Raw genomic sequence first — 10,159 nt, 5'->3', positions numbered from 1 at the left:
CGATGGTCGAGAATGAGAAGCTCCTGGCGTACCTGAAGAGGGTCTCGGCCGAGCTCTACGAGACGCGCGAACGCCTGCGCAAGGCCGAGACCGGCGAGCCCGAGCCCGTCGCGATCGTCGGCACGGGCTGCCGCCTCCCCGGCGGCGCAGACAGCCCCGAAGCCTTCTGGACGCTGCTCTCTGAGGGCGTCGACGCGATCTCCGGCTTCCCGGGCGACCGGGGCTGGCGGACCGAACTCGACCACGACTCGACCTGGTGCCGGGGCGGTTTCGTGTACGACGCGGCGAAGTTCGACGCCGCGTTCTTCGGCATCAGCCCACGCGAGGCCCTGGCGATGGACCCGCAGCAGCGGCTGATGCTGGAGACCTCCTGGGAAGCCCTCGAGCGCGCCGGCATCGCCCCGAGGTCGCTGCACGGGACGTCCACCGGCGTGTTCACCGGCGGCACCTTCTCCGGCTACCCCGCCGACGCGGCCCCCGGCGCCGGCGTCTACCAGCTGACCGGCCTGGCCCCCAGCGTGATCTCGGGCCGGGTCGCCTACACGCTGGGCCTCGAAGGCCCGGCCGTGACGATCGACACGGCCTGCTCGTCGTCGCTCGTGGCACTGCACCTCGCCGCCCAGGCGCTGCGGTCGGGCGAGTGCACCCTCGCCCTGGCCGGCGGCGTGACCGTGATGGCCGTGCCGTCGGCGTTCTCCGAGGTCTCCCGCCAGGAGGGGCTGGCCGAGGACGGCCGCTGCAAGGCGTTCTCCGCCGACGCCGACGGGACGGGCTGGGCCGAGGGCGCGGTCGTCCTGGTGCTGGAACGCCTCTCCGACGCGCGGCGCAACGGCCACCCGGTGCTCGCGGTGGTGCGGGGCAGCGCGGTCAACCAGGACGGCGCCTCCAACGGCCTCACCGCCCCCAACGGCCCCTCCCAGCAGCGCGTCATCCGCGCCGCCCTCGCCGACGCCCGGTTGTTCGCGGCCGACGTGGACGCGGTCGAGGCGCACGGCACGGGCACGGTGCTGGGCGACCCGATCGAGGCCCAGGCGCTGCTCGCCACCTACGGCCAGGGCCGCGACCGCCCGCTGTGGCTGGGATCGGTGAAGTCGAACCTCGGGCACACGCAGGCGGCGGCGGGGGCGGCCGGGGTGCTGAAGATGGTGCTGGCCCTCGGGCACGACCTGCTGCCGCCGACGCTGCACGCCGCTGAGCCGTCGCCGCACGTCGACTGGTCGGCGGGGGAGGTACGGCTGGCGACCGAGGCGGTGCCCTGGAAGCCGGACGGGCGACCCAGGCGTGGGGCGGTGTCGGCGTTCGGGGTCAGCGGCACCAACGCTCACGTGATCCTGGAAGAGCCGCCTTCACCCGAACCGCAGACCGTGGGGCCGACGGTCCTGACGGGCGGCGTGACGGCCTGGGCGCTCTCGGCACGCGGCGCGGCCGGGCTCGCGGCCCAGGCGGAACGCCTGCGCGAGGCCGTCGTGGCGGGCGGGCTCGACCCGCTGGACGTGGGCCGGTCCTTGGCCACCACCCGGTCGGCCCTGGACGACCGCGCGGTCGTCGTCGGTGGCGAACGAGACGAACTGACGGCGCGGCTGGCGTGCGTCGCCTCGGGGGAACCGGCCGACGGGGTGATCCGCGGCACGGTCCCGTCCGCCGGCGACGCCGGACGCGTGGTGTTCGTCTTTCCCGGCCAGGGGTCGCAGTGGGCCGGGATGACCCGGGAACTGTCCCAGAGCAGCCCGGTGTTCGCGGCGCGCATGGCCGAGTGCGGCCGTGCTCTCGCTCCTTACGTGGACTGGTCGTTCGACGACGACCTCGACCTGAACCGGGTGGACGTGGTGCAGCCCGCGTTGTGGGCGGTCATGGTGTCCCTGGCGGCGGTGTGGCAGGCGGCCGGCGTGGAGCCCGACGCGGTGGTCGGCCACTCGCAGGGGGAGATCGCGGCGGCCGTGGTGGCCGGGATCCTGTCGCTGGAGGACGCCGCCAAGGTCGTGGCGCTGCGCAGCAAGGCGCTGGTCGCGCTGTCGGGTAAGGGCGGGATGTCGTCGATCGCCGAGCCGGTCGCCGCCGTGCGAAGCCGGATCGAGGCATGGGCCGATCGGGTGTCGATCGCGGCGGTCAACGGCCCCTCGGCGACCGTGCTCTCTGGTGACCCCGAGGCGCTGGCCGAACTGCTGGCCGACTGCGAGCGTGACGGTGTCCGCGCCCGCATGTTGCCCGTCGACTACGCCTCGCACGGCCCGCAGGTCGAAGAACTGCGCGAAGAGATTCACGACCTGCTGAAGGGCGTCGCTGCGCGGCCGGGCCGCATCCCGATCGTCTCGGCGATGACCGGCGAGTTCCTCCACGGCCCGGAGATGGACGCCGCCTACTGGTACGCCAGCCTGCGCGCCCCCGTCGAGTTCTCCCGGGCGGTCGAGACGCTCGGCGCCGACCACGGCGTGTTCGTAGAGGTGTCCCCCCACCCGGTGCTGACCTCCGCCGTCGCCGCCACCCTGGAGGACGCGGTCGTCACCGGCACCCTCCGCAGGGACGACGGCGGCCCCCGCCGCCTGCTCGCCTCGCTGGCCGAAGCGCACGTGCACGGCGTCGGCGTCGACTGGGCGGCGGTGCTGCCCGCCGGACGCCGCGTCGACCTGCCGACCTACGCCTTCCAGCGCGACCACTACTGGCCCCCGCCCCGGTCGGCGGCCGCCGACGTCGCCTCGGCGGGTCTGGGCCCGGTCGGGCACCCGCTGCTCGGCGCCGTGGTCGAGCTCGCCGACGGCGACGCCCTCCTGTTCACCGGACGCCTGTCACCGGCGGACCAGCCGTGGCTCGCCGACCACGCGCTGGCCGGCACCGTCTTCTTCCCCGGCACCGGCTTCGCCGAGCTCGTGCTCGCCGCCGGAGCCCGCGTCGGCTGCACCCGGATCGACGAACTGACCATGGCCGCCCCTCTGGCGCTGCCGGACGCCGTCCAGGTGCAGGTCACCGTCGGCGGCCCCCACGGCGACGGCCGACGGGACGTCGAGATCTTCGCCCGGCCGGTCGACGCCGGCCTCCCATGGACCCGGCACGCCACCGGCCGGATCGGTCCCGCCCAACCACCGGCGCCCTTCGACGAGACCTGGCCCCCCACCGGAGCCGAGACCGTTCCGGTCGACGGCGCGCACCGGGAACTCGCGACGGCCGCCGGGCTGGGCCCCGCCTTCCAGGGGTTGCGCGCCGTCTGGCGGCGCGACGGCGAGGTCTTCGCGGAGGTCGTCCTGCCCGAGGCGGCGGGCGAGGCCGGCGACTACGGTCTGCATCCGGCCCTCCTCGACGCCGCCCTGAGCGCCAGCTGGCTCGCCGGCCCGGACACCGAGGGCCCGCGCATGCCCTTCACCTGGTCCGGCCTGTCCCTTCACGCCGTCGGCGCGTCGGTGTTGCGCGCCCGCCTGCGGGTGACGCCGACCGGGGCGGTCTCGCTCGTCGCGACCGACCCGGCGGGCACGCCGGTCGTGTCGGTGGAATCGCTGGTCCTGCGCCCGGTCGCCCCCCAGGCGGCGGCCGCGCTCCGCGACGCCCTGTTCGGCGTCGGCTGGACGCCCGTTCCCCTGCCGAAGCCCGCATCCGGCGGCCACTGGGCGGTCGTCGGACCCGACCCACTCGATCTGGCCCGCCACCTGGCCACGACCGGCATCGAGGCCGACACCTACCCCGACTTCGCGGCGCTGACCACCTCGGGCGCCGTCCCGGACGTGGTCGTGACCACTCTCGGAACGGCCGCGGCACACGACGAGGGCGCCGCCGCCCGCCAGGTCACGGCCGCGGCGCTGAACCTGGCACGGGAATGGACGGCACTCGACTCACCGGCGCCACTGGTCGTCGTCACCCGGGGAGCGGTCGAGGCGCACCCCGGCGAGGGCGTCACCGACCTGGCCGCCGCAGCCGCCGTGGGCCTGCTCCGCTCGGCCCAGTCGGAGCACCCGGGCCGCCTCATCCTCGCCGACCTGCCCGCCGACGACGAGCACATCGCACTGCTGGCCGGCGTGCCTTCCGCCGACGAACCGGAACTCGCGCTTCGCGACGGCGTCGCCCACGCCCGCAGGCTGACGCGCCCACCGGCCGTCGCAGCCGATGCGAATGACGCGACCGGCACGACCGACGCGGCTGACGCGGTCGGCACGGGCGACCAGCCCTCGCCGCTCCGCGTCCCCGGCACCGTCCTGATCACCGGCGGCACCGGGACGCTCGCGGGGCTGACCGCCAGACACCTTGCCGCGACCGGCCGGGCCGCCCGATTGGTCCTGATCAGCCGCTCCGGACCTACGCCCAGGACCGCTACCGGGCCCGGTTCCGGTGGCACCGCCCTGGCTGCCGAGACCGCTGCTAAGACCATCGCGGCGCCCGCCGCCGGGACCGATGCCGATGCCGATGCCGGTGTCGCTGGCGATGTCGCAGCCGATGTCGCAGCCGGGCCCGGTGCCGGTGTCGCCGCCCTGGCCGCTGACCTCGCCTCCGCCGGGGTGGACGTCGTGGTCGCCGCCTGTGACGTCGCGGATCGGGCCGCCTTGTCGGGACTGCTGGCCGGACTGCCCGCCGGGACGGTCCTGTCGGGCGTCGTCCACACCGCGGGGATCGTCGACGACGGTGTGATCGGGTCGCTGACCTCCGAGCGGGTCGAGGCCGTGATGCGGCCCAAGGCCGACGCGGCCTGGGCGCTGCACGAGCTGACCCTTGGCCATGACCTGGACCTGTTCGTCCTGTTCTCCTCCGCTGCGGCCACGTTCGGCGCGGCCGGGCAGGGCAACTACGCCGCCGGCAACGCCTTCCTCGACGCGCTGGCCGCCCGCCGCCGCGCCGCCGGGTTGCCCGCCGTCTCCCTCGCCTGGGGAGCCTGGGTGGCCGGTGAGGGGATCGGCCGGAACCTGAAGAAGGGGCTGCTCGACCGGGTCACCGGCGGCGGCACGGCCGAGTTGTCCGCCGATGAGGGGCTCGCGCTGCTCGATCTCGCCCTCACCCGGGACGAGGCGCTGCTGCTGCCCATCCGGGTCGACGTCGCCGGGATGCGCGCCCAGGCCGGGCGGGGCGCGGGTGTCCCGGCGCTGCTGAGAGGGCTGGCCGGGCCGGCGCGGTTGTCCACGGCTGCGGGCACCGACCGGGACGGCGTGGTCGACGGGCTGCGCCGCAGGCTCGACGGGGCGGCTCCGGCCGAGCGTGACCGGGTGCTCACCGATCTGGTGCGCAGCCACGTCGCCGCCGTTCTCGGGCACGCCTCCGGGGACGCGGTCGAGCTGGGGCGGGCGTTCACCGACCTCGGGTTCGACTCGCTCACCGCCGTCGACCTGCGCAACCGGCTGAGCGCCGCCACCGGGCTGCGGCTGCCCGCCACGCTGGTGTTCGACTACCCGACGGCCGCGGTCCTGGCCGGTCACCTGGGCGCAGAACTGCTCGGTGCGCCCGCGGCCGCCCCGGTTGTGCCGGTCGTGCTCGCCGATCCGGATGAACCCATCGCGATCGTGGGGATGGGCTGCCGGTTCCCCGGCGGGGTCGACGACCCCGAGTCGTTGTGGACGTTGCTCGCCAACGGTGGTGACGCGGTCACCGAGTTGCCCCGGGATCGGGGCTGGGACATCGACGGGCTGTACGACCCCGACCCCGACAAGGCCGGTTCGTTCTATGCCCGCTCGGGCGGGTTCGTCCATGACGCGGCCGAGTTCGACGCGGGGTTCTTCGGCATCAGCCCCCGTGAGGCGCTGGCGATGGACCCGCAGCAGCGGCTGCTGCTGGAGATCAGCTGGGAGGCGCTGGAGCGGGCCGGCCTCGACCCCGCCCGGCTGCGCGGCTCGCAGACCGGCGTCTTCGCCGGCGGCACGACCTGGGGGTACGGCCTCTTCGACGCCACCGGCTCCGAGGGTCACCTGATGACGGGCGGCTCGACCAGCGTGTTGTCCGGGAGGGTGTCGTACACCCTGGGCCTGGAGGGGCCCGCCGTCACGATCGACACGGCCTGTTCGTCGTCGCTGGTGGCGCTGCATCTCGCGGCGCAGGCGCTGCGGGCGGGGGAGTGCTCGCTCGCGCTGGCCGGCGGCGTCACGATCATGGCGCAGCCCGGGGCGCTCGTCGGGTTCTCGCGGCAGCGCGGGCTGGCCCGCGACGGCCGGTGCAAGGCGTTCTCTGCGGCGGCCGACGGCATGGGCATGGCCGAGGGCGCCGGCATGCTCCTGCTGGAGCGGTTGTCGGACGCGCACCGCAACGGCCACCGGGTGCTCGCGGTGATCCGCGGCAGCGCCGTCAACCAGGACGGCGCGTCGAACGGCCTGACCGCGCCGAACGGCCCGTCGCAGCAGCGGGTGATCCGGGCGGCGCTGGCCAACGCGGGCCTGGCGGCGCACGAGGTCGACGTCGTCGAGGCGCACGGCACGGGCACCGTGCTGGGCGACCCGATCGAGGCGCAGGCGCTGCTCGCCACCTACGGACAGGACCGGGACCGGCCGCTCTTGCTCGGGTCGGTGAAGTCCAACCTGGGGCACACCCAGAGCGCGGCCGGCGCGGCCGGGGTGATGAAGATGGTGCTGGCCCTCCAGCACGAGGAACTGCCCCGCAGCCTGTACGCCGGAGAACCGGCCGGGAACATCGACTGGTCGGCCGGCGACGTCGAGCTCCTGGCCGACCCGCGACCGTGGCCGGTCGACGGCCGCCCCCGCCGGGCCGGGGTGTCGGCCTTCGGCATGAGCGGCACCAACGCCCACGTCATCCTCGAAGAGGCCCCACCGGTCGCCCCCGTCGCCCAGCCGACGCCCGCCGAACCGCCGGTGCTGACCGGGACGGCGCCGGTGTGGCCGGTGTCGGCACGGAGCGCGGCCGGGCTGGCCGCGCAGGCCGACCGTCTTGGCGCGTGTGCCCGCCCCGAACTCGACCCGGCTGGGATGGCCTGGTCGCTGGCCACCACACGGTCGGCGTTCGAGCATCGCGCGGTGATCCTGGGGCCCGGCCGTGACGCGCTGCTCGCCGGGTTGTCAGCGGTGGCCGCAGGTCAGCCGGGTCCGGGAGTGGTCACGGGTGTCGTGCCGACCGGTGGTTGCGGCCGGGTCGTGTTCGTCTTCCCCGGTCAGGGTTCGCAGTGGGCCGGGATGGGCCGGGAACTCGCCGCGAGCAGCCCGGTGTTCGCGGCGCGCATGGCCGAGTGCGGCCGTGCTCTCGCCCCCTATGTCGACTGGTCGCTCGACGACGACCTCGACCTGAACCGGGTGGACGTGGTGCAGCCCGCGTTGTGGGCGGTCATGGTCTCTTTGGCGGCGGTGTGGCAGGCGGCCGGCGTGGAGCCCGACGCCGTTGTCGGCCACTCGCAGGGGGAGATCGCGGCGGCGGTGGTGGCGGGGATCCTGTCACTGGAGGACGCCGCCAAGGTCGTGGCGTTGCGCAGCAAGGCGCTGACCGCGTTGTCGGGCAAGGGCGGCATGCTCTCCATCGCCGAGCCGGTCGCCGCGGTGCGAAACCGGTTGGAAGCGTGGGCCGAGCGGGTGTCGATCGCGGCGGTCAACGGCCCGGCCGCGACCGTGGTCTCCGGTGAGCCTGAGGCGCTGGCCGCCCTGCTGGCCGACTGTGAGCGCGATGGTGTCCGCGCCCGCATGTTGCCCGTCGACTACGCCTCTCACGGCCCCCAGGTCGAGCGGTTGAGAGAGGAGATCCTCCACCTGCTGGAGGGCGTGACGCCCCAACCGGGCCGAATCCCGATGGTCTCGTCGATGACCGGCGAGTACGTCGAAGGCCCCGAGATGGACGCCGCCTACTGGTACGCGAGCCTCCGCGCCCCCGTCGAGTTCTCCAAGGCGGTGGAGACACTCGGCGGAACGGGTCACGCGGTCTTCGTCGAGACCTCAGCGCACCCCGTCCTGACCGCCCCCGTCGCGGACCTCCTCGAAGACGCCGTCGTGACGGGCACGCTGCGCCGCGACGACGGCGGCCCCGCCCGCCTGCTCGCCTCCCTCGCCGAGGCGCACGTCCACGGCCTCCCCGTCGACTGGACCACCGTCCTGCGCCCCCGCCCCCGCGTCGACCTCCCCACCTACGCCTTCCAGCACCGCCGCTACTGGATCGAGACGGCGAAGCCCGCCGGCCCCGTCGAGTCCCGGTTCTGGGACGCCGTCGACCACGGCGACCTCGCCACCCTGGCCGACACCCTCGCCGTCGACGCCGACCGGCCGTTCCGCGAGGTCGTGCCCGCGCTGGCGTCCTGGCGGCAGCGGGAGCGCGGCGGCACCGAAGGCTGGCGTTACCGGATCGCCTGGCCGGTCCTGCCCGACCCCGAGCCCTCGGCGCCGACCGGCACATGGTTGCTCATCGCGGCCCCCGCCCAGCGCGACCTCGCCGCCACGATCGCGAAGGTCTTCAGCGACGTCGTCCACGTCGAGGTCGAACCCTCCGCGGCCGACCGGCGAGCACTCGCGGACCGGCTCGAACCGGCGGCGGGCGTGCTCTCCCTCCTCGCCCTCGACGAGTCCCCGAGTGCACCAGGGGTCACCGCCGGGCTGGCCGCCACCCTCGCGCTGCTCCAGGCCCTCGGCGACCGGGACATCGAGGCGCCCGTCTGGGCCGTCACCCGGCAGGGGGCCGGTCCGGGTGACGTCGCGCCCGCTCAGGCGGCGGTGTGGGGTCTCGGCCGGGCCGCCGGGCTCGAACACCCGGGCCGCTGGGGCGGCCTGGTCGATCTTCCTTCGGTCGTGGACGACACCACGGCCCCCCTCCTCGCCGCGGTCCTGGCCCAGAAGACCGAGGACCAGGTCGCCATCCGCGACGGCCGCGTGCACGCCCGACGGCTGGTCCGCGCCCCCCGCACCGGCCTGCCCGGACGATGGAACCCCACCGGCACCACCCTGGTCACCGGCGGCACCGGCGCCATCGGCGCGCGCGTGGCCGGCTGGCTGGCCGGGCGCGGCGCCCCCCGCGTCGTGCTGACCAGCCGGTCCGGCCCCACGACCGGCGAGTCGGCCGCGCTGGCCGCGAAGCTCGCCGAAGCGGGCACCGCCGTCACGGTGATCGCCTGCGACATCGCCGTGCGGGACCGGGCCGCCGCCCTGCTGGCCTGGCTCGACCGCACGGGACCGGAGCTGGCAGCGGTCTTCCACGCCGCCGGAACAGGCCAGGTCGTCCCGCTCGACGAGCTCACCGTCGCGGCGCTGGCCGAGGTGGCCGCCGCCAAGGCGGCCGGGGCGGCGCACCTGCACGAGCTCACGGCGGACCTGACCGCCTTCGTGACGTTCTCCTCCGGCGCCGCCGTCTGGGGCAGCGGCCGGCAGGCCGGTTACGCCGCCGCCAACGCCTTCCTCGACGGCCTCGCCGAGCACCGCCGCGCCCGGGGCCTGGCCGCCACGTCCGTCGCCTGGGGTTTGTGGGGCGGCGGCGGCATGGGCCGCGACGGCGGGCGGCTCCGGCGGCTGGGGTTGCGCGAGATGGACCCCGGCCGGGCCGTCGAGGCGCTGGCCGCGATCCTGGACGACACCGCGGGCCCCACCGGCGAGAGCGCCACCCTGACCGTCGCCGACCTCGACTGGGCCGGGTTCGCGCCGGTGTTCGGCCTCCACCGGCCGAGCGCGCTGATCGGGGACCTGCCCGAGGTGCGGCGGGCGTCGTCCGGCGGCGACGCGGAGCCGGCCGACGACGGGCTCGCCCGGCGGCTGGCCGGGTTGTCGCGGGCCGAACGCGACCGGGTGCTGGTCGAACTGGTCCGCGGCGAGGCCGCCGCCGTGCTCGGGCACGCCTCCGTCGACGACGTGGACGCCGACCGCGCCTTCAAGGACCTCGGGTTCGACTCGCTGACCGCCGTCGAACTGCGCAACCGGCTGAACCGGGCCACCGGCATCCGGCTCCCGGCCACCCTCGTCTTCGACTATCCGACCCCCGAGGCGCTGGCCGGTCACGTCGGGGCCGCGCTCGCGCCCGGCGCGGAGGACGGCGAACCGTCGGTCGTCACCGAGATCGAACGGCTCGCGGCCACCCTGTCCGGTCTCACGCCGGACGCCGGGACCCGCGACGACGTCACGAAGCTGCTGCGCGGGATGTTGTCGAACTGGCTCGACGCCCACCGCGCTGACCAACCCGCCGACATCGAGTTCCGATCGGCCACGCCGGACGAGGTCTTCAGCTTCCTCGACCAGGAACTCGGGCTGCCGCGGTCGGCGCCGCAGACCAACTGACCCGCTCAATC

At 75.4% G+C, this 10,159-nt stretch carries 1 protein-coding gene; it reads left to right on the top strand.

What is annotated here, in order from left to right:
- The first annotated feature begins 2 nt into the window (after nucleotides 1-2).
- A complete protein-coding gene (locus tag AW271_RS42700; RefSeq protein ID WP_062342610.1) occupies nucleotides 3-10,148 on the top strand; it encodes a type I polyketide synthase in 10,146 nt (3,381 codons plus the stop codon).
- The last annotated feature ends 11 nt before the right edge of the window (nucleotides 10,149-10,159 follow it).

The sequence above is a fragment of the Herbidospora sakaeratensis genome (assembly GCF_001570525.1).
GTDB classification, from domain to species: Bacteria; Actinomycetota; Actinomycetes; order Streptosporangiales; family Streptosporangiaceae; genus Herbidospora; species Herbidospora sakaeratensis.
Note: the sequence above shows the minus strand (reverse complement) of the source record. Positions and strands in the feature narration are given on the sequence as shown.